The sequence below is a fragment of the Tumebacillus avium genome, assembly GCF_002162355.1.
In the GTDB taxonomy this organism is placed as follows: Bacteria; Bacillota; Bacilli; order Tumebacillales; family Tumebacillaceae; genus Tumebacillus_A; species Tumebacillus_A avium.
Map to the genome: position 1 here is coordinate 248,439 of NZ_CP021434.1, position 22,919 is coordinate 271,357.

The following is a 22,919-nucleotide window of genomic DNA, read 5'->3' on the forward strand; positions in this document are numbered from 1 at the left end:
TCCCAGATAAGAGTCAATAAAAAAAAGCCCCGTTCGTTTGAACAAGGCTTTTAATCTTGAGATTTTAACTTAGTCATCCGAACCCAAGTTGATGCCGAACAGACGCAGCACAAACAGGAACAGGTTGATGAAGTTGAGGTACAGGTTCAGCACCGCCATCGGCACCATTTCCTCCGGCACGCCGTGGCGCGCGATGTTGGAAATGTCGTACAGAGTGAAGCCGATGAAAATGAAGATGCCAAGCAAGGTAAAGCCGAGGTACATCGTGCCGCCCAGCGGCATGAACATGTTCCACAGGGACAGGCCGACCAGAGCGATCAGGCCAACCATCAGGAAGCCGCCAAGGAACGAGAAGTCAGCTTTCGATTTCCAAGCGTACAGTGCAGTTGCGCCGTATGCGAGGGTAGATACGCCAAACGCGGCCATCACCATGTTGCCGCCGATACCGGCGGTGTAGTGAGCGAGCACCGGGTAGAACGTGATCCCGCTGATAAAGGTGAACAGATAGAGGAATGTGTAGCCGACGCGGCGCTTGCGCATAAACATCGCTGCAAGCAGCATCCCAACTTCGATAACCATCAGCGGCAGGAAGAACTGCGGCGGCACTTGTGTGCCTACAATTGTGCCAATCAATGCGAACAGAAGGCTCAGGAAGAACATCGGCAGCACGCGATTGATGCCGACCATACGACTCCCGGAATAAGACGGATTCATACTGTGACACTCCTTTCAAATCTCTCTACATCATTATACAACCTTATACGTAGAAAAAGAAATTAAGTTTCAGACAACTGATTGGAAAAGAAAAAGACCTCCAGACGTAAGGAGATCTTTCTTTCTGCAGGTGCTGTTACGGTCCGAATTACTGAGCAACGCCCGGGTTGCCTTCGTACTTGGACGCGATCTTGGTCATCAGCTTGCCGATGTCCGAGTCGTTCAGCGGACGGCCGTCGCGCTGGAGCTTTTCACCGATGCGCTGCAGCTCATCGTGGATGTAGCGCAGCACTTCATATTTGTTGGTGCCTTGCTTCAGGTTGATCGAGTTGGTCTTCAACTGGTCAACGAACGGCACCTCGTTGTTTGCGTCAGCTTCTGCGCCCTGTACCGGCATGGACTTGTCGTACACAGCGATGATCCCTGCGTTGTTGACAACGAAGTAGATCGAGAAGTACGGGTTGTTCATCGAAGTCTGGCCGAATGCGAACGTTGCCGAGATGCAGCGTTCCATCGATTTGATATCATAATTGACTTGTACCGGAGTTTCCATGCGGCGTTGTCCCCTTTATGCAAAAGTTAGCAAGACGAATTTGGACCTGCTGTATTCGTAATGATGAAATCATCTTCGACGATATCATCATAGTCGATTTGAATGCCTTCAATCAGCGCGACAGCAAACGGGTCCATCACAAACGTGACGCCGTCTGCCTCTACTGACTTGTCATAGTCTTTTGACTCATCCAGAGCCAAGCGAAAGCGCATGCCGCCTCAACCAGGCGATACACTGACGCGAATGACAGTGCCTTCCGGTTCTTGCGCCAGGATCTCCTGAATCTTCTCTTTGGCGATCTGTGTAATAGAGATCATGATGCTCACCCCTCTCTTTTATCCTACAGTGTTCCCATGCTGTGCGAAAAATTCAGTTCGGTAAAAAACCAGACCTTTTTCGCGCCAGCCCCCCGACGATGTATGTATCGAGCGTTTGCAGCAATTCGACCGTTTCCGGGTCTTTCAATAGTTTCGCTTCCACGTCGCGATACTCCTCCATCGAAGGAGCCAAAAAAGTCTCGACCACAAGATTTTTTTGGTCGATGCTCTCACTTACACTATAGTTTTCCAGCCCGGCCTGTGTGCGCTTGGCCCGCAGTTTGGCGATCAGTTGGATATAGTCTTCCCGTTTTCCATCTTCGATCCGATATTCAAAAAACCCGCGCACTGCCATTTCGATCCACCCCGCTGTTTTACAAAGGATTAAGACGCTCTTCAAACTAGCTCGATCAACACCCTGTATGATGAAGATAATACCATACATGCGAGGAGTCTCAGCCATGGAAGCCGGAACCCTGATCATCGAGCGGGCGCGTGTGCCTTATCTGGTAGGTTGTGTTTTGCCAAGTGATGTCATTCGTCACAAACAGGTGAAATCACAGCTGCACCTGCTGCCAGGACGAGATGCGTTGGAACTGCAACTCCAGATTGATGCGAACGGACAGCAGCATCATCTGCAATTCCAACTCCCTTACGCAAAACACCGCGACTTTCTGCATAGCCTAAGCGATGCGTCCACGCTGTACTTCCTCAACGGTTCCGACCACCCGACCTCCCGCACAATGTGCAATCGGATCTACCAAAGCGGATTTGCCATCGAATTGACCGATCACCACAAAAAAACCTCTCTTCCTAATTAAGGAAGGGAGGTTTTCAACTGTTCGCTGCAGAATTTTTGAGTACGCAAAACTTCAAGGAGCGAACTGAAATCATGAGAGACTTTAATAACGTTTGGGAAGAGATTCTACGTCACAACAAAAAGACAATCAAGACACTGACTCGGAAAAAGCCGAATCAAATCATCGACATCACGCCCGACGGCGATATCATCGTCACGACAGAAGACGGAACGGACACCGTCAAAAAAGCGTGGGTCGAGCAAGCCTGGAACACCTTGGTGGAAAACACAATTATCGTAGACGATGACCTGCCTGCACCGGCACGGCATCGCTCTTCGTTTATCATGGCTCTGCTCTCCAAACTCGACGGAGTACAGGCCAAGCAGGCAATACGTTTAAAGAAAGACAAACGCTAAGCTTTTCCAAGCGGGATTAGACCAACCCGCCCAACTCCTTCACAACTTTCCCATGTGCCACCGGGAACGCATACTTCTCCAGTTCCCCGACCGGCACCCATTTCACATCATCACTCTCGCGCACCTGCCCTTGGGCGATCGCGCATTCAAAAACGCGCATATCCCATTGCAGGTGGCTAAACGTATGTTGGACTTGCGCAAACAGCCGCTGCGGCGTTACGGTCACGCCAAACGCCTCTGTGAGGTGCGTGATGAGGCTGTCCTCCAGGGACATCCCTTCGACCCGCTCGCCGCCTGGGAACTCCCACATGCCCGCGAGGAGGCCTTTATCGGGGCGTCTGCGGATCAGCACGCGGTCGCCGTCGCGCAGCAAGGCGGCCGTCATGTCGACCGGACGGGGCGGCTTTTTCTTTTCCTTCACCGGCAGCTCTTCCTGAACGCCCTCTTCCAGCGCCCGGCAGTGCTCTTTGACCGGACAGGAGTGGCAGCGCGGGTTCTTCGGGATGCACACCGTCGCCCCCAGCTCCATCAGGCCTTGATTAAACGAAGCAGCCCGACCCGGCGGAATCAGGAACTCTGCCAGCCCTTCGAACGTCCGCCGCGTTTTCGGCTTCATGATATCTTCTTCGATCAAAAAGATCCTCGACAGCACCCGAAACACATTGCCGTCCACCGCAGGAACGTCCACATCATAGGCAATCGACAAAATCGCGCCTGCCGTGTACGGCCCGACCCCGGGCAGGGTGGAAATCTCATCGGGCGTATCCGGCACGCGCCCGCCAAATTTATCGCGCACCACCTGGGCGCCTTTTTGCAAATTCCGCACGCGGGAGTAGTATCCGAGTCCCTCCCACGCCTTCAGCACGTCCGGCTCAGGCGCTTCTGCAAGCGCCTCAATCGTCGGAAACAGCTCGACAAAGCGGTTCCAATACGGAATCACCGTCTCGACCCGCGTTTGCTGCAGCATCACTTCCGACACCCAGATCTGATACGGATCACGCGTCCGCCGCCACGGCAGGTCGCGCTTGATCTCTTCGTACCAATCAAGCAAATTATCACCTACAGCCTGCGCTGTTTTGCGATTCACATCAACCTTCATTTTTAGTCTCTGGCCCCTTCCTTCTTCTCCATTATAATTTTTTATGACACAACTGAAAACTGTTAGAAGTAGCCATCAAAAAAAGAGTGACTGCGTAAGTCACTCTCTGGTGAGAAGGGTATGAAAGAAGCTATTTAGTTCTTTGACGCCTGCTGTCTCAAGCGTATCTGTACATAACCAGTCGCCCTTCATCAGCGATACGTTGTTCGATGTACCGGGAAATAGCACGTTTGATATACATCCGACAATCGCTTTTGACTCGCCGTCACTTTTCCAGTCGGCTCCATAACTCTCCCGAAACGATCCAACATAGGCTCCGGCTTCGTGAAGAAGGTCTCCATAGGATGTCTCGGCACAAGCAAGCAAAACAGTTTCCAGCGTCCCTTGATTCTGATTATCGGGAAAGACGTAGATGCCGACTCTTGGTTCGGTGAGAACAATTTCGCCAGCAGAACGGATATGCAAGAAACTGTTTATTACCTCAGGACGATCTTCCTGTTCAGCAATGAGTTGTTGATACGCTTTGATCTTCTCAATCGGTTCCTTCAAGTCTGCATCACAGACGATCGCAATCGCCTTCATTCTGGCACCGCTGTCATCTAGATTTGCAATGGAAAGCGTGAGCGTTGGAATCAACTGCGACTCGCCGCCTGCATAATGAACAGCGATCAGAGTCTCATCGAGAAGGAAAAACGCAGGAACAGGCATCCGCTCTGTAAAATCACCGTTGTACGGGAACTTTTGATTGGTCAGATTCCCCCAGTAATTGTCTTCGTCGATCTTCTGCAACTGTTTTAGTTTCTTTATCTGTTTTGCTCCCTGCAAGATAAACAGCTTGGTCAAGGCAGCAACGTCATTCGGCCCTTCAACCACAACATATACATAGTCCACTCTATCTCACATCCTGCCCGTATTCATATCGGAGGGAGTACAACGCATCACCGGAGAATCGTTTCGCAGTTGTTTGACCGTCTCGATTGACCAACCGAAAGGCTACCAGATCTTTCAGGCTCTCCCGGTTTACCTCATCTGCGTCATCCTCTTCCGCCAACGGTGCTATCAAAGCGTCAACCGCTTCCAAGCTATGTGTTGTTGCTATGAGTTGGACGTTGAACTCCTTACATGCATCCATCAGCCAAGCGAACGTTTTTACCAACACTTTTGAATGTAAGGCAGTCTCGATTTCATCAATCATCAAAATACCGTCTTTTGCACGCAGAACAGCAGACGCTAAAACGATTAATCTTCGAATACCATCACCATAAAGCGCAAGCGGCACGTACGACTTCACCTTATGTCGGATATACGGAACCGCAGACCGTCCATCCGGGGACAACAATTCGAGACCTTCGATATTCTCATCAAAGGACTGGAGCAAACGAATGATATTCGAACGGTCATCTCGTTTGATCGTTTCCGTCAGCGATTTCAATGCCACGGGCAAAAATCGATGGTCAACTGGTGTGACCATTTCAGTCTCTAGGATCCTCTTTTCTTTACGAGTCTCAATATGGTGAAACGGTTCAGCTATGAGAAATTCCTGTTGCTCAGCCTCTTCATTTTCATGTTGGTCTCTTGTCGTATGTTCCATAACCATTTGAAACGCTTTTTCAGCATCAGAATGAGAATCCTCTCTGACTTCGATTACATAGACTTCCTCTATCGCAAGTTGATACTTTGTCTGTTTATGTTGAAGTTCTCCTTGGATTACCGTTTGAAAGCCTCCAACTTGATCATGAAAGAACAGCCATTCAATTGATTCTAACAGTTGCATGCGATAATCAGGAATTGCACGGTCTCGCCCTCGCGCTGTACTTAACACTTGCCCAATATCCAGCGGATTGCACAGCAACTCCACCGCTTCCAAAACTGACGTCTTCCCTGTATTGTTCTCACCAACCAGAATGGTGACAGCTCCTAAATCCTTTAATTCCAGTTCCTTAAAACCCCGAAAATTCTGCATTGTGATCCTCTCAAGATGTTTCAAACGGATCATCCTTTCGTTTATGCCCAAATCTACCAATTATCATCATTATACACCTAAAAACGAGATAATAAAAAATGCAGCCGCAAGGACTGCATTTTCGCAAGCGTACATTTCTATATTATTTCAAGTTCTCCGGGTTCAACCCCTGCAGTTCCGGAATCACGAACAGGCCGTCTTTGCGGATCAGCACGTCGTCAAACCAGATCTCGCCGCCGCCGTATTCCGGACGCTGGATGCAGACGAGGTCCCAGTGGATGTTGGAACGGTTGCCGTTGTACGCATCGTCGTAGCAGTTGCCCGGCGTGAAGTGGAAAGAACCGGCGATCTTCTCGTCAAACAGGATGTCTTTCATCGGGTTCACGATAAACGGGTTGAAGCCGATCGAGAACTCGCCGATGTAGCGCGCGCCTTCATCGGTGTCAAAAATGTGGTTGATCGCTTCGGTGTCATTCGCAGTCGCTTCGACGATCTTGCCGTCTTTGAAGGTCAGGCGGATGTTGTCAAACGTCTGCCCGTTGTACAGGGTCGGCGCGTTGAACTGCACCGTGCCGTTTACCGAATCGCGAACCGGAGCCGTGTACACTTCGCCGTCCGGAATGTTCAGTTTGCCGTCGCACTTGACGACGCCGATGTCTTTGATCGAGAAGGACAGGTCGGTGCCCGGTCCTTTGATCTGCACGCGGTCGGTGCGCTCCATCAGCTCTTTGAGCGGGTTCATCGCTTCCGACATCTTGGCATAGTCGAGCGTGCAGACATCAAAGTAGAAGTCTTCAAAGTCCTCGGTCGCCATGTTCGCCGACTGCGCCATCGACTCATTCGGGTAGCGCAGGATGCACCATTTCGTCTTCGGCACGCGGGTTTCAAAATGCACCGGCTTGCCGTAGTTTTCCGCATACACCTTCATCTGTTCGGACGGCAGGCCTGCCAGTTCGTTGACGTTGCGGGAAGCGCGCAAAGAGATATACGCGTCCATCTGCTCCATGAAAGCGCGATCATGGTCGCCCCAGAACTTGATCTGCTCAGAGCTTGCGCCGCGGATCAGTTCACGCTGAATCTGCGATTCTTTGTTCCAGACAAACGGCATGCCGCCGACAGCGTACGCTGCTTTGACCATTTCTTTGGCCAGCGGAATCTCGCCGTCGGTGATGTCGATCAGCACTTTTTCACCCGGCTGCAGGGATACGGAATACTCCATCAGGTTTTTGGCCAGCAATTCGTAACGAGCGTCTCTCATTGGGTTAGCCCCCTCAATATGTAGTGGTCCTCACTTGACTCGTCCTTTACAGATTGAGACAATAAAAGAAATGAGCGGCAAGGAGGAACTGTGATGCTAGAGATTGGCGCGACCGCTCCCGACTTTCACGCCGAAAGTACGGAAGGCCCTGTCCACCTGTATGATGACTACAAAGGTAAGAAGAATGTCATCTTGATTTTCTACCCGATCAACAACACGCCTGGCTGACGCAAGCAATTAGGCGAAGCGCGTGACGCTTCTCAGGAATATGACCGCCTCGACACAGTTGTGTTGGGCGTGAACCCCGGCAAAATGGCCGGTCATCAGAAGTTCGCGGAGAAAAACAACTTCGGCTTCCCGCTGGTCTATGACGACCGCTGGCAGATCATCTCCGAGTACGGCGTTCCGACGTTCTCCGGCCTGATGGTCAGCCGCTGTGTGCTGATCCTCGACAAAGACATGCAACTGCGCTATTTCAACAAAGGCATGCCAAGCACAAGCGAATTGATCGCCGAGCTTGAGAAAATCAATGCTTCCACTCCATTGTAGCACGAAAGCGGTGTCCCTCAGGGCACCGCTTTTTTATCTAGATGTCAGCTGTCCAGTTTTTTGAAAAAGCGTTCCAGGTAGCTGTAAAACTGCTGGGTCTCTTCCGATGTAAAATCTGCAAACATCTCCGCAGAAAACAGGTCGCGGGGTCCTTCGATCTCACGCATGAAATGCGTGCCTTTTTCGGTCAGCATGACCTTGGTGACGCGACGGTCAAACTGATCCGGATGACGGCTGACAAATCCATCCCGCTCCAAGCGGTCGATCATGCCGGTCATGTTTGCTTTGGTAACCAACAGATTTTTCCCCAACTCTGTCATGGTCATCCCCTGACCATTTCGGTCCAGAACGCCGAGCAGCGTCCATTGTTGCTGCGAAAGCCCGTAAGCCCCCGCCAACTTGTCACTGTTGCCGTGCTTGATCAACAGGTTGTTGATCCGGATCACCGCGTGGATGATCGCAGCGCGCAACTCCGTGTCATTATTCAGATTATTCATATCCCCTCAACCCTTTTGTCATCAGATTTTAATATATGAGTTTATAATACTACGCCTCTCCAACTATTCCTTCGTATGAGATCGAAAAAAACGCAAAAAATACTGGTACGGGAGGTGGTATGAGCATGTGGGATATGATCACAGACATGATGCCGGGCCGCAAACGCGGTCTGAACACCGTCACGGCAATGGTGCTGGGTGCCGGGATCGGGATCGCTGCTTGGGAAATGATGCGCCGCAACAACGTTGCAGGCAACAGCACAGATGAGATGGCGCAAATTGCCGATTCCATGATGGACGCAATCACCGAGTAGTCCGCCTCTCAACAAAAAGGGTCCCTGCCACGTTGCGGGGACCCTTTCTAATACAAATCAACAAAAATGCTGCCATGGTACGAGCGCACAGTGACCGGCCAAATGCCTTTGCCCAGCTGGTCGGTGAGCAGCGTGCCTTGTTTGGTGCCGGCGTTTTTGCTTGATTTGGTCGGCCCTTTGATCACGCCTTTGTTCGTCTCGCCCAAGAATTTGATCGAAGACGTCTCCGGCATCTCCAGCGTCGTCTTGCCGTTGTTGGCGCCGATCGTCCACGGAGCCAGCACATCGCCATGCACCGTCACGTCGCCGATGCCTGTGATCGTCGCTTCCAGCGGTCCCAGCGGATTTTGAATGTGGAACACCGCCGACTCGCCGATCGCGTTAATCGCGTCGCCGATCGTGTTGATCTGAACTTTGCCCAGCTTGACATACAGGTCGAGCTTGCCGGCTACTTGTCCGATCTTGGCATCGCCAGCATCGGAGCGCAGGCGCAAGTCGTTGCCGATCTTGTCCACCGTGACGCTGCCTTGTCCGGAATGCAGGTCTGCCTTCCCGTAGATCTCGCGGATGTTCAGCGTGCCTTTGTCCACCTTGGCCAGCAGGCTGCCGTTTAGCGTATCGACCTTCACCGCGCCAATCTTGCTGTACAGGTCGGCATTGCCTTTGTAATCGCTGACCAGCACGTCTCCCGCGTCGGTGCGCACGCGCAGCACGACGCCTTCCGGGACTTGCACCTTCAGGTCGATCGTGCCGCTCTCGTCGTCGGCCAGCGGTTTTCTGACCTCGACCGAAGTCACCCCATCGACCGTCGTGTACGGCATCAGGCCAACCGCTGACACGACCGGTGCGTTGTCATCGATGATCGAGACGTGCGCGACGGCGTCGATCTCCATCTGGCGCGAGGCGCTGCCGGTCACTTCGACCGCGCCAAGCGGATTGTAGATCACAACTTCCTGCACCGTCTCCGGCAAGGCCACCACTTGTGTCGGCAGGGCGAGGTCGCGGTTTGTCACCGTTAGCAACGGCTTCTGCGGGGCCGGTTCCTCTCCTTGCGCCGTGCGGGTCGTGGAGAGGTAAAAGTTGATCGAGAAAACGCCGACTAAAAACAGCAGCGCCAAAGACCGCCCGTCGAGGCGGATGCGCTCCTGCATCTGTTTGCGGCGGATCGATAGCCAATTCCAGAGCAGTTCCAGCCCGAGACCGATGATGATCAGCGGCCAAAAATTCAGTCCGGATGCAAACCAATCTCGCTGGAAGAGGATATCGGTTAAAAGAAGAAGACCCAGTGCGAGCATTGTGCACGCACTGGTCAAGGTTCCAACTCTACGCATGTTCACCGTTGTTGTCACTCTCTTCTACGCGGGTTTGCGGCGCCGGGAACGGAAGCGGTTTGCCTTTGACGATCCAGAAGCCGGCCCCGAGGAACAGCGCAGCCGAGACCAGTTCCTTCAGCGCTTCACGCAGTTGCCAGTTGCCCACCCCGGCCAAGTCGATCACGCCGTATGCCAGCGCGATGACGCCAAGGACTGCGAAGACCCAGCCAAGCATCGCGATGCTGAGCAGTTCCCGCCAGCGCGGGTAGACCGGGCGGTCTTCCACCGATTCGCCGCGGTTGATCTGATCGCGGAACTTATGAGCGTCCATTTGGACATAAAACCACATGATCGGCAAGGAAATGCCGGTGATAAACTGGAGCGAATTGCTCGGCACGATCGAATTCAGAATGATCAGGGCAAAGAAAATGATCATCAGCTGCACACCGCGCACCTGCAGGCCCAGGTAATAATGGCCGAGGCCCGGCAGGCAGGAGAACAGCGTGGTGAACCAAAAGCTCTTGTGCCCGGATGCCAACGCTTCCTGCTTGCGTTTCACGGCGCGAACGGCGCGCTGTTTTTTCTTCTCCGCTTTGGTCAGCGGTTTGCCGGTGTCCGCCAAAAGTCCGGTATCGTCAAGCGTCACCGTTTGCGAAATGCACGTTTTGCAGACCGCATGGTCGCCGACGGGGACCACGCATTCGGAACAGACCAGTTCGTGGCAGACGCGGCATTCGCGCTCCACGTCACGGTCAGAATGATAATAGCAGTTCATGTGATGGGTCCCTCCCTATTTCCATAGATCAAAGCTTGCCACGCTGAACAGGTAATGGAGTTCAGAATAGACGCGGGTTGTGCCGTCCGCGAACCAGGTTCCCGTATTGGAAACGGCCGCGATCGTCTTGCCGACCACCGGGACTTGCTCTGCATAGGACTGCCCGGCCGTGCCGAGCACCATAAAGCCGGTGACGACAGCTGCCGTAGCAACGCGGGTAAACAGTTCGAGACGCTTGGTCCAGACTTTGGGCTTCCTAAACGGCACGACGCTGCCCGTTTCGGCGGTCGCAGCTTTCTCCCGCTCATACTGCTCAACCTCCAGCATGATGCGGTCAACCAGTCCAACGCCTGGCATCTCCACCTGCAGCATCTCCGGCACAAACTCGCCGAGCTCCGTCATGTTGGCGAGACGCTCCGCACACAGGTCGCATTCGGCCGTGTGCAAGGCGACGAAGTCCAACTGCTCGTCGGGCATCTCTTCACCGTTTAGAAACTTCCAAATCAAATCTCCTGATACGTGCTCCATCTGTTTCCCCCCTTTCAACCGTTCGCGCAGCATGTTTTTCGCCCGGTACAGCCGGGTCTCGACTGTCCGCGGCGAAATCTCCTGCACCTCGGCGATATCCTTGTAGCTCATCCCTTGAAAATGGTACATCAGCAAGATCGAGCGGTATTTTTCCGGCATCTCGTCGAGCAGTCCGCGCACCTCGTTTTGCTGCTCCTGTCGCAGCAAAACGCGCTCCGGGGATGCTTCGAGATCAGCCGGGATCCGCTCAGCCTCTTCCACCTTTGCAGTCTGCTCCTGACGCGGCACATGTTTGCGCCGCCAGTCGATACAGCGGTTGGTGGCAATCTTGCAAATCCACGTCTTAAAACTCGCCTCTTCACGGAAGCTGTCTAACGTGCGGTACGCCTTCAGGAAGATCTCCTGGGTGAGGTCTTCAGCCTCTGTCCGGTCGCGTACCATGCGGAGGGCAATCGTGTAGACAAGAGTCTGGTACCGCTCCACGAGCAGTCGGTAACTGTTGCTGTCACCCGCTGTGACGCGCTGTATCAATTCTTGATCGCTTACCCCCTGCATCGCGTTCCGGTCCCCCCTCTCCCTCGTTGCACCACCGTCGAATTCGTCTTGTCACACCTATTGACGAACCCATGCGGGAGAAACCCTTCACGATTTTGCAAAAAAAGTTTTGGCCCTTTAGATCATCAGGAGCACAAATCCGTACATCGCGACAACTAGCAGCACGGAGATCAGGTTCAGCAAAATCCCGGTCAGCGCCTGCCAGCCGCCTTTCATCGTCTCCGGATTGCGCTTGATCTGGCGAATCGCCACGAACCCAAGCACCATGCCAAGCGGCCCCATCAGCAAAATGAAAAAGTTCAAAAACGGGATGATCACCGTCACCAGCGAACAAGCGCCAAGCACAAGCGAAGCCACCGACATGCGGTTGGTCTGGATAAAAGGCCTCGGTTCACTCATCTATCAAACACTCCCTGTTTACAGTCATAGAATGAATCTCGTCTATTATACCTTAGAAACGAAAAAAACGCCCCCGGTGGGGGCGTTTTCCAGATCCCGCGATTAACGGGAGTAGAATTCGACGATCATCGATTCTTGAACTTGCTGCGGCATTTCGTCGCGGGTCGGGTAGCGCACATAGGTCGCTTCCAGCGCGTTTTCGTTCCAGTCCATGTAAGCCGGACGGGAAGAAACGCCAGCCAGCGCGTCTTTTACAGCGGTCAGGTCGCGGGACTTCTCGCGCAGGCCGATTACGTTGCCCGGGCGAACTGCGAAGGACGCGATGTCGACTTTGTTGCCGTTGACGGTCACGTGGCCATGGTTGACCAGCTGACGAGCGCCGTCGAGGGTGCGGGCAAAGCCTGCTTGGTATACGAGGTAGTCAAGACGCGAGTTGAGCTGACGCAGCAAGTTTTCGCCGGTGATGCCCTTCTGACGTGCAGCTTCTTCGTAGTACGCGCGGAATTGCTTCTCGAGTACGCCGAAGATGTAACGCAGCTTTTGCTTCTCTTGGAGCTGCAAGCCGTATTCGCTCATCTTCTTGCGCTTGGTCGGGCCGTGTTGACCCGGCGGGTACGGGCGCTTGTGCACCGGGCATTTTGCGGAGCCGCAAAGAGCTTGGCCAACTTGGCGGCAGAGTTTGTGTTTCGATCCAGTATTGCGTGCCATGTAAGTATCTACTCCCTTATCTGTTCTTGATCTTGTGCTGCTTGAAACTGCTCCATTTCCTGAAGCATGTGCGAAAGCGGATCGATCACTTCAACGCCCTCGGAACGAAGTCTAGCCAACTCCTCTTCGGTCTCTTCGATGACCGATGCAAGGAGATAAGTGATGTCATTTTGCTTGTAAATAAGCACATCGGGTTCGCATGTCTCCGACAAAATTAAAGAATACACGCCGGAACCGATTTTGACAAGTGCCTTAGTGTGCAAATGAACGCCAGTTTCCTCCCATTTTGAGACGAAAACGTCCACATCCGCACTGTAGGGCCAATTTGTCAAAATGTGTTCCATGCAGTCGAGAATTGGCTGCGGTTCGCGGTAATGACCAACGCCCCAGCACATCTGCACGACTTCCTTGCGTATTTTTTGAGCGAGCATAACACATCACCTTTAATTGAAAATGATTCTCATTCGCTACTGCCTACTATAGCGGAATCGAGAGAGCTTGTAAACACCAACACTCAAACACTCCCTTGTAGCGTAACCAATTGAGACATTTTCCAAACGGTGCAAAGGCGATTTTATTGTGCAGCCGCTTCGTAGCCGTTGGTGATCAGATCGAGCTTGCCGTTTTCCGGGTCGAAGATCAGGCCGTGCACCGGCACGTCTTTCGGGATCAGCGGGTTCTCGCGGATCGACTTGACGACTTCGGCGACGTTCTCAATCGGATGATGGAACGTGTCCACCCATTGCGACATCGCGCCTTCGACGAGTTTGATCGCATCGGGCGAAATGCCGCGTGCGAGCATCTTTGCCTTGATGTCGTCTGCGGTCGCGGACGCCATGCCGCAGTCGAGGTGGCCGATGACGATGATTTCTTTGACGCCAAGCGCGTAGATCGCCATCACCAGCGAACGGATGACGACGCCAAACGGTGACGCGAGTGTATTGCCGGCGTTTTTAAGCACTTTCGCTTCGCCGCGCTGGATGCCCATCGCGCCTTCCAAAAAGTCGACCAGCCGGGTATCCATGCAGGTGAAGATCGCCAGTTCCTTGCTCGGAATCTTCGAAACGGGCTTGCGGCCCTGCTCCTGCAGTTTCTGCCATTCGCTGACGAATCCCTCGTTGGCTTCTAAAACTTGCGCCAGGATGGGTTTGCTCATCTTTTCTACACCCCCGTTAGTATCCCTCTGCCTGACGCTGATGATTGACTTCGTTTTTGGCAAAGTAAGCAGCTTCAATCTCGCTCTCCTGCAGGCCAAGCTGGTGCCCAAGCCCCAGCAGCCCGTTCAGCAGCGCTTCAAAATCGGCCTGTGAGCGCGTGACAGCCAGTTGGCTTGTCCGATGCATCAAATCGAGGAAAGATGCCGTCACGTCGCTTCCGGGAGCCTGTGCGGCCGTCTGCAGCTCGGTATAGCCCAGCTCAATGGCCAGGCTGAGCGCAAAGTGCATCACATCAACATACTCTTCGAGAATGACGTTGATGCCGGAAGCCGGCTTTTTGCTCCAAAATTTAAAACATCTCGTCTCGTTGGCGAGCTCGGCGAGTTCGACTTGGAGCGCGAGCAGTTTTTTTGGCACAAGATCCTGCCCGTGCAGACCGTGCTCCGCTTTGATGCGGGCATCGAGTTCGCCTTGCAGGGTCAGCAGTTTATGTAGGTTCATCAAACGGCGATCCCCTCCGCTTTTCATATTATCATAAAAAACAGGAAGGCAAGAAAAAAGGAAGGGGTCTCCCTTCCAGAGGATCAGTCTTTTGATTTGGTCTGAGTAAACCGCGCGCTCCAGGCAAAGAGCAGGAACATCAGGCCAACGAACACGAATACGCCAACGGCAAACAGCAACGGCCACATCGGGCATTCCCTCCGTATCGACGGGACGGCCGGCTGAAGTTGCGGGGCAGCGTCGTCTAGGCGGCGATGTCGTGGAGCGAGTCTGGTGTGTTGTGGATGTGAACCGGAGGATTCTTCTTCTCCGTCCAGTTGATCATATAGACGCAAATCCCGCAGGAGATCAAAAACAACAGCGCAGCAACAGTTCCCAGTCCGAATGTCATGGTAAGTACCTCCGTAATTGTGACAAGTTTGTGACCTCACTGTAACAAAAAGTTCAAAAATGCGCAACTATAGTTGTACAGTGAATCTTGTCGAATTTACGCAGGTTCATCCTTACTATACGTGGGACAAAACCAGAGTAGACGCGGATTTAATCATTTTTCTGAAATTTCTATGAGTTCGGGATTTTGAAGAAAGTACCAGTGGCCGAACCGATGATATGGCCTCCTTCGTCATAAACGTGAGATTCCAGCACGGAGATGGTGCGTCCGTTTTTTTGAAATTTGGTCTTGCAGGTCAGCGTGCCGTGTTTGGCTTCTTTTAAGAATTTCACCTGCAAGTCGAGGGTGACCGTCTTGTGTGTCGTGCCGTTGACGACAAAGCAAGTCGCGCCCATCGCCGTGTCGATAAACGTGGACAAAATGCCCCCGTGCAGCATCCCGTAGCGGTTGCTGATCTCCGGGCGCACCTCCATTTTGTGAATGTACAGATCCCCGTCCTGACCGGCGTACTGGTAGGACATCATCTCTTCGATGTAAGCGAGCGGGCTTTGGTTGGAGCGGATCTTCGCTTCCAGCAGACGCACCATAAAGGCCTGGTCATCGGCGGAAAGCGAGTCGAGCAGTGACAAGATGTGTTCGCGTTGTTGCATGGGTGTTGCTCCTTTCTCGGGTGTCTGGCCGGCTGTCAGGATTTGTGGCAGCAGATGATGAACGTCGATGGAACGATGTTGGCTCGTGCTGCGGAGTACCATTGTTCAGGCTGGCTGATGTCGTGATCGCCAACGCGTGTTTCTTCGATGATTTGGTCGAGGACAAAACCTGCGCGGATCAGTTCGTTAACAAACGTGCTCAGCTTGCGGCGATGCATCACGATCGGCACCCCGCGCCAGGAGTCCTGCAAAGACGGGCCTTCTTGCGTGTACCGGCGGTTCATGACGAACTTTTGTTCAGAGCAGTCGAGTGTAGTATGTACGGGATGCTCCCAGCTAAAGACAAACTGCCCGCCCTTTTTCAGACTGCGGCAAATGCCCTGCACCGTCTTCTGCAGGTCCACCGTCCAGCCCAGCGCGTACAGCGAGACCACCTTGTCAAAATACGCCTCGGGCAGCCCCGGAATGTCTTCCATCGGCGCTTCGAGCAGCGTGACGGGCACTGTGAGGTCCTTGAGCACTTCCCTTGCCGACTCAATCTGCGCCCCCGACAAATCCACGCCCCACAGCTCTTCTGCCCCGTGCCGCGCCAAATACTCCAGCGTGTGTCCGCTCCCGCAGCCGATCTCAAGGATGCGAGCACCTTGCAGGTCGCCCAGCAGGTTCAACTCCTCTTCTGTGGGCGCGTACGGGCCATAGGAGAGCGTCTCTTTGCGGCCTTCGAAGAATTGACTGGCGACGGTGTTCCAGCCAGTTTTGTTGATGGTGAGCATTTCGGTTTTGGTGGTGGCGGTCATCTTGCGACCCCTGCTTTCCTGTTGCGGCTCATTCCCCAGACGTGAGCCTCCAAGATGGACAAGTCCCGGCTGCGAATGAATTTTCCGGCGTAGATGGCGGGCTGGTCCGATTTTAGCAGATGCAGCGCTTCGCTTGGCGTCACCCATTTTAACGTGAATCCGCTCTCGATCTCCTCGTCCGTATAGTCAGGGAGACGCAGTGCCCCGTCGACTTTGGCTGTGAAGCTGTAGGAGATTTGCAGCATGTTCTGTTGGTCGCGGTACTCGATGGTCAGGCCAAGCTCTTCGATCCCGATGATGGTGGCGCCGACCTCTTCCAGCACTTCGCGTCGAAGCGCTTGTGTGGCATCCTCATTGCCTTCGATGCCGCCGCCGGGGAGCTTGTGGTAGTGGTCCTTGGAGACGAAAAGCAGGGCGATTTGGCCTTGGTCATTATAGAGGATCGCTCGGGATGCTTTGCGCACGAAGCAGCGGAGGGGCTCTTGCGTTTGCTCCGCTGGCGTTTCGAGAATCTCAGTTTCATAGAGTTCTTTGATCAGCTTCATCGGGCGGTTATTCCTTCCCTTCCCGCTTGCGGAATTCGTCGGTCAGCTTTCCGGCGAACCCCCAGTTTTCGTCTTCGATCTCCTGAATGACGATATGCGTGTGCTCCGGCTTTTTGCCCAGAACGCGCACCAGCGTGTCGGTAAATTCGGTTACGATCTGTTCCTTCTGTTCGCGCGTGGCGCCTTTGGTGATCTGCAAGTTGATGTACGGCATTTTGGTCACTCTCCTTCGTCTCTTTTTACGACTGGAATGTAGATATCAAACGAGTTGTCCGGCACGGTCGGGTTGAATCGTTCATCAAACAGCTCGATCCACGGAATGGACGTCGCCCGCCGATACCTGTGTTGCTTGAGCCACTCGAAGATCCTCTGAAACGTTTCATCGACCGACACCCGTTCCACCGAACCGACGTGGGTGAAACACACATACTGATGCTCTGGCACCTCAACGCGGATCATTCCCTCCGGCACCTCAGCAGCCTGCTCCACACCAACGGTAACGTAGTACGTGAACTCGCTCTCCCGATGCAGCGCCAGTCCCCGCTTGATGACCGGGGTGATGACATGTTCCATCCCTTCGATGTTGGTCAGCAATTGAAACCACAAGCGTGGCACCAGCACTTCCGCTTCCCCGCGCGCGGTGTACGGGGCGGTAAATTCATACCCAACCGCCTGATAGGCTGGCAAGGTAAGCAGTTGCCCCTCGACTTGAGGTGCGGCATTCACCCGTAAAGCAGCGGGCAGTTCCACTTCGTTTAAGATCTGATAGCCACCTTGTGCTCCCGGTTCCGAGTAGAGCGGGACGCCAAGTTCTCCGAGTTCCTGCAAATAGCGCCACATCGTGCGATACGAAACGCCCGTTTCCTCGGCCAACTCACGGACGGTAAATTTCTTTTTTCGATTGACCAGCAGGATCAGCTCGATCAACCGTTTGGATTTCGACAAAACAATCCCACCCTATTTTTGTGGAAATATGACAAAGGCTGACCAGTTTCAATGTTATGATAATTGCAGAAGAGAGAAAATTTGTAAAGAACAGAGGTGCTTGTCATGAACTACACATTCATCGAACAACAGGAAAAGATGTTTATCGGGATGAAATTCGCCGGTCCCTTTCACGTGCTGCCTGTAGAAATGCCGAAGCTGTGGAAAGAGTTTTTGTCTCGCGTTGCCGAGATTCCTCACGCCATTGAAGGTGTCTATTATGATATCAGCGACGAGGATTTCACTCACCACATCCACACCGAATACATCGCCGTCGAAGTCGAGCGCTTTGAGACGATCCCCTACGGCATGCTCGCCTTCACCATCCCTGCCCGCCGCTTCCTCACCGTCACACATCAGGGTCCGATGAGCAAGGTGCCGGATACGTATACCCAACTATTCGGCTGGATGAAGGAAAACGGTTACGAGCTGGACCTCTCCACCTTCCGCATCGAGCGTTACGACCACCGTTTCCTTTCCAGCGTCGATGACCCGGCGCGGGAAGAAAACGCGTATGAGATTATGATTCCGATTAAATAGAAATGGATGAAAGGCCAAGCAGATAAACCAGCTTGGCCTTTCTTTGATGTTTCGCCAACTCAGACTGTTTCCAAAAAGCTAGGTCCGGTGCTGGTGACTAATTTACATCACTCATTCACCAGAACAGGTATTTTCACAAGCACATACTTTCGTGTCCACATCTCGGTGGTCACAATCAGCTTCTTCCCATCTTTTTCAAAGAAGTAGCCGGCACCTTCCTGCTCAACAAAAGTCCAGCCTTTGCCGCTAATCAACTTTTTAAGATGTTCATATCCTTGTCCCTGTTCCATTCTGGTGAGATACCATTCGTACTCAGCAGACTGATCGATCTTTACAATTGGTTCATCAGCAGTCGCTAATCGTTCTACTCCTGTCTCGATCTTCTCTTCCACCGGAATCATCCGATTTGTATCTTCTCCATTATTGGTTACCCCATAAAACATCGCTCCACCAAGCCCTAAGAGAAGTATGAAACCAATACAGAGAAGTATCTGTTTTCGTTTGGTTAATTTATTAATTTCATCCATCCCCTTTATCTAGATCAAAAACACCTTCTCTTTCTAAAAGAAACCGAAGGTGTTCTGTCTTTATTACATGCTCTTAGTTACTTGCTTTGTCCATTTCATAACCGTAGACACTATAACCCGAACTGTACCAATGGCCTACATTTGTCACTTCTTTCTTATCATCCGTATGTTGGGTTAGCCATAAATTTGTGTCCTGATAAGTAATAATCGCAGTGTGGTCGATTGCACCATCCCCCGCAAAATCAGCATTCACAACGTCCCCTGTTTGCAAATCACTTGTGTACGCTGCTACACCTGCACGACCTTTCCAATGCAGGTAAAAGTTATGTGCTCCACCCCAAGTATAACTCGGGACAATGTCAGAATACGACCATGAGGAGGCCGACTGATAATTGGAGCCATAATAAAACTTCATCCCGCCGTTATAAAGAGCCTGAGATACGAAATTTGTGCAATCATTCCAGCATGCGAAACAGTTGTTTTTTGTACTGTAATACCCAAATACAGCGTTATTTCTTAAGATCACACTGTTACTCGCCCATTGCCGAGCATAGTCACGAGCAGCAAATCTGTCATATCCATTGGTTGCAAGCGGACTTACTTCAAAAGCATTCGGATTTGTCCCGTTTACCGTTGAAGGTACGTCTTTCGCAATCGGCATTAGCCCCCTGAGGGTCTCTTTCTCCTCGTTCGACAGTTTCCCTTCTTTTACTAATTTATTTTTATACTTCAGGATGACATCGTTTTGCGCATAGTTTTCATAAAGATCCATGAAACTGACAAAGTTTACGACTTCTTTCATATCTTCGGCTGAGAAATAATCAAAGGCTGTTCCTGCGCTTTTCAGAAGTTGCTGAAACTCTGGATCATCGATTTCCATTTGAACGGAAACGTTCTGATCTTCAAAATACTGCTTCACCAGACCAATTGCTTTTTCATACTTCCGTAAAGCATTGACCTTTACGGTTTTCATATCTCCTTCGGGAACTGGCAAGAACACAATGCTTTCCGTTCTGATCTCTGAAGTTAAGACTTTCCCGGCATTCGGATTTGCCGCTTGAACCCCTCCTGTTAAAAGACCAAAAGCAACCGTAGTTTGAAATACAACAGCAGAAATCTTCTTTATCGTCACCTCAACAACCTCCATAAATATGTTATTTTTTATTAAAAATATTATAACATCAGGATGTTTGTATGTCCATGGATTTATTGGAATTTTATACCTCACAGGATGACAAGATACTTAACATGCCACCCGTTCCAGCCTCGTTAATCTCAAGGTCCTTTTTGTGGCGTACAAGGATTGATTTTACTTAAAAAGTTTTCCGGTGATATACTAGGAAGCAATTATAGCGGAAACTCATGCGACAGGGAGCTGAAACGCCATGCAAATCACAACGTTCCTCATGTTTGAAGGCCAGGCAGAAGAAGCAATGAAATTTTACATGTCGATCTTTGATAACTCGGAAATCGTAAACATCTCTCGCTATGGAGCCGAGGGACCGGGTCCAGTAGGTACGGTGCAACACGCGGCCTTCACGTTAAACGGTCAGGAATTTATGTGCATTGACAGCTTCGTAAATCACGAATTCACATTTACCCCGTCAATCTCCCTGTATGTTACTTGTGACACAGAAGAACAGATCGATCTGGTCTTCGGGAAATTGGCTGAGAACGGGAACGTACTGATGCCGTTAGGAGCATACCCGTTTAGTGAAAAGTTTGGTTGGGTAGCTGACAGATTCGGAGTTACTTGGCAACTCACCCTTGCACACAAATAAACATGAAAAAGGCAAGCAGATCAGGGTCTCTGGTTGCTTGCCTTTCTTTATCTCTTCAGCTCCGGGACAATTTTCGTCTGTCCAACGCGAGCGGTGTCGATCAGGCTGCAGATCAGTCGGTAAGAAAATATGATTATGAATCAAGTAACGTAAAAAAAGACTCAAGTCACAATGCTTCGATCCTGGCATTGGCTTGAGTCAATTTTGCTGTTTTATCCCCGATATACGATCCATACGGAATCCGTGGTCACGAGCGTAACTTCCCAACCGGCAGGGATGGGAGACAGTTTTGCGATTCGAACACTTTCTCCAACAGGCGCTCCACCTACATACTTGATCCAGAGGTTATCCGTTGTGACTGTAGTCACCACATAGTTTTCCGGGATCGGGGTTGTTCTTGTCGTCAGCAACATCTGCCCATATTGTGCTCCACCTGCGTAGGTGAGGGTAAAATAGTCGGTTGTCGCTTGGGTGATGACCCAGTTTGGCGGGATGGGAGTTGTTTTGATGGTCTGGATTCTGTTCCCAAATTCTGCCCCGCCCACATAGGTGATGTAAAAGTAGTCAAACGAAGCAGACGTAACGACCCAGTTGAGCGGAATCAAGTTGTTTTTTACAATCTGCAATCTGGCTCCGTACGTTGCACCGCCTGTATACTTGATCGTTTTGGTGTCCACCGATACTTGTGTCACCACCCAGTTTTCCGGGACGACATCCCAGATCGCGATCTGTTTCGTTGCTCCGTAAGAAGGCTCTAAGAGTGTCGTAACTTGTCCGACCGGTTTTACTGCCGCTTGGACAGGCAGCGTAACAAACATCGTAGCTGCAACAACTCCTAAAGTAGCAATCATCCCTTTTTTAAACATCATCAGCACACCTTTCATGAATATGTATTTTACTGAATTACAAAATAGGTATTGATGAGTAGTATAAGATACAAAAAATAATAAGTCAATTATATATTTCAGGATATGTAAAAAGTTAAAATATAGACTGCATGCATCTGCAGGTCTGCGAAAACGAAAAAAAGCAGGCATCTGCTGCCTGCTTTTCTCTTACTCCTTCACAATCGCGATGTAGATCTCTACCTGCTTGTCGGTGTCAGACTCGGCACGCTCATCGTAACACTCAAATTCGGGCGAACAAGCTTGATAGCCAGAGGTCGGAAACCACTCTTGGTAGGCTTGATTCCACGTTTCTTGGATGCTCGACACGAAGTCCGCACTTGACGCTTTCGGGGATGTGAAGACTGCATAGGTGGCTTCTGGTACGGTGAGACACATCAGCCCCTCCGGCACGTTGTCAAACGACTCCGCCTCATATCCGATCACATACGTAAATCGGCCCGTTTCCGGCTCGAAGTTGGTGCACATCCCGATCTCCACATTCGGGCGGAGTTTGTTGGGGATGTTGACACGCAGGTTCTCTTGGAGATAGCGCTGCCAAAACGCCGGGATGTCCTCGTGGTTTTTCCCTTCATTCGTTTCCGTTTCAAATCCGTAGCCAATCAGTTTGAATGCAGACTTTGTCACAATCGTTGGTGTCATCGTGATTCCTCCTTCACTTAGACGAGGAGCGTGCATCAGAGTCACATAAGGTTGCAGCCCCAGCGACACCCCGCTTTTGCGATACTCAAGCGGTGTCAGTTGAAACTGCCGCTTAAACGCACGGGCAAATGTTTCGTGCGACTGAAACCCGGACGTAAGCGCGATGTCCAGCACCCGCTGGTCGGTCGTGCGCAAAAGTTCCGCCGCTTTGGCAAGTCTGCGCTTGCGCAGATAATCGGCTGCTGTGTCTCCCAGCGTCAAAACAAACACGCGATGGAAATGAAACACGGAAAAACACGCAACCTTCGCCAACTCCTCCATCGTGACCGGCCGATCCAAGTGGCGTTCCATATAGTCCAAGGTGGCTTGGATGCGCTCGATGTACTCCATATGCGGCTCCCCGTCCTCTCTTTCTCTAGGGTATCAGAATTGTGAAGAGGCTCCTTGACAATTTCTGCTGGATTTAGTCTTCCTAGAGGAAAATTCCCGTTAGACGGCAGGAATTCCTTTATGGTGATACCACGCAAGACAAAAGGACAAGCCATTTTGTGCGCTTGTCCTTCTGATCACTTTCGTTCTGCTCGTTGAATATCTTCGGCTGTTTTGAAATGCAGTTTCGAGACCTCACGCAGTGCACATGTGCCATTCGTTTGGATAAACGCTCGACCCGCCTTGGCCTCTTTATGCCAGCGAAGGAAGGCATCACGCGCTAGAATGGAGGCTGTCGCGACGACTGGGAGG

At 51.8% G+C, this 22,919-nt stretch carries 33 protein-coding genes and 2 pseudogenes; 7 read left to right on the plus strand and 28 right to left on the minus strand.

Annotation, left to right across the window (positions count from 1 at the left end; all coding sequences use genetic code 11):
* Positions 1 to 69: 69 nt before the first annotated feature.
* The 4 genes from CBW65_RS01295 to CBW65_RS01310 all read right to left on the minus strand — a co-directional run bounded on the left by CBW65_RS01295 (position 70) and on the right by CBW65_RS01310 (position 1,939).
* A complete protein-coding gene (locus CBW65_RS01295; protein WP_087455224.1) occupies positions 70 to 714 on the minus strand; it encodes a Bax inhibitor-1/YccA family protein in 645 nt (214 codons plus the stop codon).
* 148 nt (positions 715 to 862) lie between these two features.
* Entirely contained in the window at positions 863 to 1,267 is a 405-nt protein-coding gene (locus tag CBW65_RS01300) for a hypothetical protein (RefSeq protein WP_087455225.1), read from the minus strand.
* A gap of 26 nt (positions 1,268 to 1,293) precedes the next feature.
* Positions 1,294 to 1,479 carry an iron-sulfur cluster assembly accessory protein gene (locus CBW65_RS01305; RefSeq protein WP_087455226.1) on the minus strand — a complete coding sequence of 62 codons (186 nt, stop codon included), beginning with the start codon at positions 1,477 to 1,479 and terminating at the stop codon, positions 1,294 to 1,296.
* Positions 1,480 to 1,636: 157 nt separating this feature from the next.
* A complete protein-coding gene (locus CBW65_RS01310; protein WP_087455227.1) occupies positions 1,637 to 1,939 on the minus strand; it encodes an MFS transporter in 303 nt (100 codons plus the stop codon).
* A 106-nt stretch (positions 1,940 to 2,045) separates the two neighbouring features.
* On the opposite strand from CBW65_RS01310, the gene CBW65_RS23985 reads away from it, so the two are divergent.
* Both CBW65_RS23985 and CBW65_RS01315 read left to right on the plus strand, forming a co-directional pair.
* Positions 2,046 to 2,405 carry a hypothetical protein gene (locus CBW65_RS23985; protein ID WP_157721701.1) on the plus strand — a complete coding sequence of 120 codons (360 nt, stop codon included), beginning with the start codon at positions 2,046 to 2,048 and terminating at the stop codon, positions 2,403 to 2,405.
* Between the two features lie 71 nt (positions 2,406 to 2,476).
* Entirely contained in the window at positions 2,477 to 2,800 is a 324-nt protein-coding gene (locus tag CBW65_RS01315; RefSeq protein ID WP_087455228.1) for a hypothetical protein, read from the plus strand.
* Between the two features lie 16 nt (positions 2,801 to 2,816).
* Here the strand turns inward: CBW65_RS01315 and mutY are convergent, their stop codons facing one another.
* From mutY to CBW65_RS01335, 4 genes are all read right to left on the minus strand, one after another.
* Positions 2,817 to 3,899 (minus strand): A/G-specific adenine glycosylase, encoded by a 1,083-nt coding sequence (gene mutY / locus CBW65_RS01320; protein WP_087455229.1) that lies wholly within the window; start codon positions 3,897 to 3,899, stop codon positions 2,817 to 2,819.
* A 99-nt stretch (positions 3,900 to 3,998) separates the two neighbouring features.
* Positions 3,999 to 4,790 (minus strand): DUF3226 domain-containing protein, encoded by a 792-nt coding sequence (locus CBW65_RS01325; RefSeq protein ID WP_087455230.1) that lies wholly within the window; start codon positions 4,788 to 4,790, stop codon positions 3,999 to 4,001.
* Between the two features lies 1 nt (position 4,791).
* A complete protein-coding gene (locus tag CBW65_RS01330) occupies positions 4,792 to 5,886 on the minus strand; it encodes an AAA family ATPase (protein WP_157721702.1) in 1,095 nt (364 codons plus the stop codon).
* 118 nt (positions 5,887 to 6,004) lie between these two features.
* Entirely contained in the window at positions 6,005 to 7,120 is a 1,116-nt protein-coding gene (locus CBW65_RS01335; protein ID WP_087455232.1) for an aminopeptidase, read from the minus strand.
* A gap of 93 nt (positions 7,121 to 7,213) precedes the next feature.
* On the opposite strand from CBW65_RS01335, the gene CBW65_RS25240 reads away from it, so the two are divergent.
* Both CBW65_RS25240 and CBW65_RS01345 read left to right on the plus strand, forming a co-directional pair.
* Positions 7,214 to 7,348, plus strand: coding sequence for a thioredoxin domain-containing protein (locus CBW65_RS25240; protein WP_087455233.1), 135 nt, complete (start codon positions 7,214 to 7,216; stop codon positions 7,346 to 7,348).
* Positions 7,349 to 7,363: 15 nt separating this feature from the next.
* A pseudogene (locus tag CBW65_RS01345) lies at positions 7,364 to 7,669 on the plus strand (redoxin domain-containing protein); the annotation flags it as partial.
* 44 nt (positions 7,670 to 7,713) lie between these two features.
* On the opposite strand, the gene CBW65_RS01350 reads toward CBW65_RS01345, so the two are convergent.
* The gene (locus tag CBW65_RS01350; protein WP_087455235.1) at positions 7,714 to 8,166 is read right to left on the minus strand and encodes a MarR family winged helix-turn-helix transcriptional regulator; all 453 of its coding nucleotides are present in this window, start codon (positions 8,164 to 8,166) and stop codon (positions 7,714 to 7,716) included.
* Between the two features lie 125 nt (positions 8,167 to 8,291).
* Between CBW65_RS01350 and CBW65_RS01355 the strand changes: the two genes are divergently transcribed.
* The gene (locus CBW65_RS01355; RefSeq protein ID WP_087455236.1) at positions 8,292 to 8,480 is read left to right on the plus strand and encodes a hypothetical protein; all 189 of its coding nucleotides are present in this window, start codon (positions 8,292 to 8,294) and stop codon (positions 8,478 to 8,480) included.
* Between the two features lie 47 nt (positions 8,481 to 8,527).
* On the opposite strand, the gene CBW65_RS01360 is transcribed toward CBW65_RS01355, so the two are convergent.
* The 15 genes and pseudogenes from CBW65_RS01360 to CBW65_RS25245 form a co-directional block, all read right to left on the minus strand.
* Positions 8,528 to 9,793: a DUF4097 family beta strand repeat-containing protein gene (locus tag CBW65_RS01360; protein ID WP_157721703.1), complete on the minus strand. Its 1,266-nt coding sequence runs from the start codon at positions 9,791 to 9,793 to the stop codon at positions 8,528 to 8,530.
* A 10-nt stretch (positions 9,794 to 9,803) separates the two neighbouring features.
* Complete coding sequence (locus CBW65_RS01365; protein WP_087455238.1) at positions 9,804 to 10,568, minus strand: hypothetical protein; 765 nt, start codon at positions 10,566 to 10,568, stop codon at positions 9,804 to 9,806.
* 15 nt (positions 10,569 to 10,583) lie between these two features.
* Positions 10,584 to 11,651 (minus strand): RNA polymerase sigma factor, encoded by a 1,068-nt coding sequence (locus tag CBW65_RS01370; protein ID WP_087455239.1) that lies wholly within the window; start codon positions 11,649 to 11,651, stop codon positions 10,584 to 10,586.
* 117 nt (positions 11,652 to 11,768) lie between these two features.
* The gene (locus tag CBW65_RS01375) at positions 11,769 to 12,050 is read right to left on the minus strand and encodes a DUF4190 domain-containing protein (RefSeq protein ID WP_087455240.1); all 282 of its coding nucleotides are present in this window, start codon (positions 12,048 to 12,050) and stop codon (positions 11,769 to 11,771) included.
* A gap of 102 nt (positions 12,051 to 12,152) precedes the next feature.
* The gene (rpsD, locus tag CBW65_RS01380; protein WP_087455241.1) at positions 12,153 to 12,758 is read right to left on the minus strand and encodes a 30S ribosomal protein S4; all 606 of its coding nucleotides are present in this window, start codon (positions 12,756 to 12,758) and stop codon (positions 12,153 to 12,155) included.
* Positions 12,759 to 12,766: 8 nt separating this feature from the next.
* Entirely contained in the window at positions 12,767 to 13,189 is a 423-nt protein-coding gene (locus CBW65_RS01385; protein ID WP_087455242.1) for a hypothetical protein, read from the minus strand.
* A 143-nt stretch (positions 13,190 to 13,332) separates the two neighbouring features.
* Positions 13,333 to 13,914: a beta-class carbonic anhydrase gene (locus CBW65_RS01390; protein WP_087455243.1), complete on the minus strand. Its 582-nt coding sequence runs from the start codon at positions 13,912 to 13,914 to the stop codon at positions 13,333 to 13,335.
* A gap of 16 nt (positions 13,915 to 13,930) precedes the next feature.
* The gene (locus CBW65_RS01395; RefSeq protein WP_087455244.1) at positions 13,931 to 14,416 is read right to left on the minus strand and encodes a dUTP diphosphatase; all 486 of its coding nucleotides are present in this window, start codon (positions 14,414 to 14,416) and stop codon (positions 13,931 to 13,933) included.
* A gap of 244 nt (positions 14,417 to 14,660) precedes the next feature.
* Entirely contained in the window at positions 14,661 to 14,807 is a 147-nt protein-coding gene (locus tag CBW65_RS23990) for a hypothetical protein (protein WP_157721704.1), read from the minus strand.
* A gap of 170 nt (positions 14,808 to 14,977) precedes the next feature.
* Positions 14,978 to 15,457 (minus strand): PaaI family thioesterase, encoded by a 480-nt coding sequence (locus CBW65_RS01400; protein ID WP_157721705.1) that lies wholly within the window; start codon positions 15,455 to 15,457, stop codon positions 14,978 to 14,980.
* 35 nt (positions 15,458 to 15,492) lie between these two features.
* Positions 15,493 to 16,254, minus strand: coding sequence for a class I SAM-dependent methyltransferase (locus CBW65_RS01405; protein WP_087455246.1), 762 nt, complete (start codon positions 16,252 to 16,254; stop codon positions 15,493 to 15,495).
* Entirely contained in the window at positions 16,251 to 16,799 is a 549-nt protein-coding gene (locus tag CBW65_RS01410) for an NUDIX domain-containing protein (RefSeq protein WP_087455247.1), read from the minus strand. The genes CBW65_RS01405 and CBW65_RS01410 overlap by 4 nt, the downstream gene beginning before the upstream one ends.
* A 7-nt stretch (positions 16,800 to 16,806) precedes the next feature.
* Positions 16,807 to 17,013, minus strand: a complete 207-nt coding sequence (locus tag CBW65_RS01415; RefSeq protein WP_087455248.1) for a tautomerase family protein — start codon at positions 17,011 to 17,013, stop codon at positions 16,807 to 16,809.
* 5 nt (positions 17,014 to 17,018) lie between these two features.
* Complete coding sequence (locus CBW65_RS01420) at positions 17,019 to 17,549, minus strand: GyrI-like domain-containing protein (protein WP_332457836.1); 531 nt, start codon at positions 17,547 to 17,549, stop codon at positions 17,019 to 17,021.
* Positions 17,538 to 17,744 (minus strand): annotated as a pseudogene (locus CBW65_RS25245) (helix-turn-helix transcriptional regulator); the annotation flags it as partial. The gene CBW65_RS01420 and the pseudogene CBW65_RS25245, both read right to left, overlap by 12 nt.
* Before the next feature lie 105 nt (positions 17,745 to 17,849).
* On the opposite strand from CBW65_RS25245, the gene CBW65_RS01425 reads away from it, so the two are divergent.
* Entirely contained in the window at positions 17,850 to 18,323 is a 474-nt protein-coding gene (locus CBW65_RS01425) for a GyrI-like domain-containing protein (protein ID WP_087455250.1), read from the plus strand.
* Positions 18,324 to 18,430: 107 nt separating this feature from the next.
* On the opposite strand, the gene CBW65_RS01430 is transcribed toward CBW65_RS01425, so the two are convergent.
* Together CBW65_RS01430 and CBW65_RS01435 are read right to left on the minus strand one after the other, a co-directional pair.
* Positions 18,431 to 18,850, minus strand: coding sequence for a hypothetical protein (locus tag CBW65_RS01430; RefSeq protein ID WP_087455251.1), 420 nt, complete (start codon positions 18,848 to 18,850; stop codon positions 18,431 to 18,433).
* A gap of 73 nt (positions 18,851 to 18,923) precedes the next feature.
* Entirely contained in the window at positions 18,924 to 19,982 is a 1,059-nt protein-coding gene (locus tag CBW65_RS01435) for an amidase domain-containing protein (protein ID WP_157721706.1), read from the minus strand.
* Positions 19,983 to 20,235: 253 nt separating this feature from the next.
* Here CBW65_RS01435 and CBW65_RS01440 point away from each other — a divergent pair, with 253 nt between their 5' ends.
* Positions 20,236 to 20,631, plus strand: coding sequence for a VOC family protein (locus CBW65_RS01440; protein WP_087455253.1), 396 nt, complete (start codon positions 20,236 to 20,238; stop codon positions 20,629 to 20,631).
* 212 nt (positions 20,632 to 20,843) lie between these two features.
* Here CBW65_RS01440 and CBW65_RS01445 read toward each other — a convergent pair whose 3' ends face one another.
* The gene (locus CBW65_RS01445) at positions 20,844 to 21,668 is read right to left on the minus strand and encodes a hypothetical protein (RefSeq protein ID WP_157721707.1); all 825 of its coding nucleotides are present in this window, start codon (positions 21,666 to 21,668) and stop codon (positions 20,844 to 20,846) included.
* Positions 21,669 to 21,686: 18 nt separating this feature from the next.
* Positions 21,687 to 22,568 carry an AraC family transcriptional regulator gene (locus CBW65_RS01450; RefSeq protein ID WP_087455255.1) on the minus strand — a complete coding sequence of 294 codons (882 nt, stop codon included), beginning with the start codon at positions 22,566 to 22,568 and terminating at the stop codon, positions 21,687 to 21,689.
* Between the last annotated feature and the right edge of the window lie 351 nt (positions 22,569 to 22,919).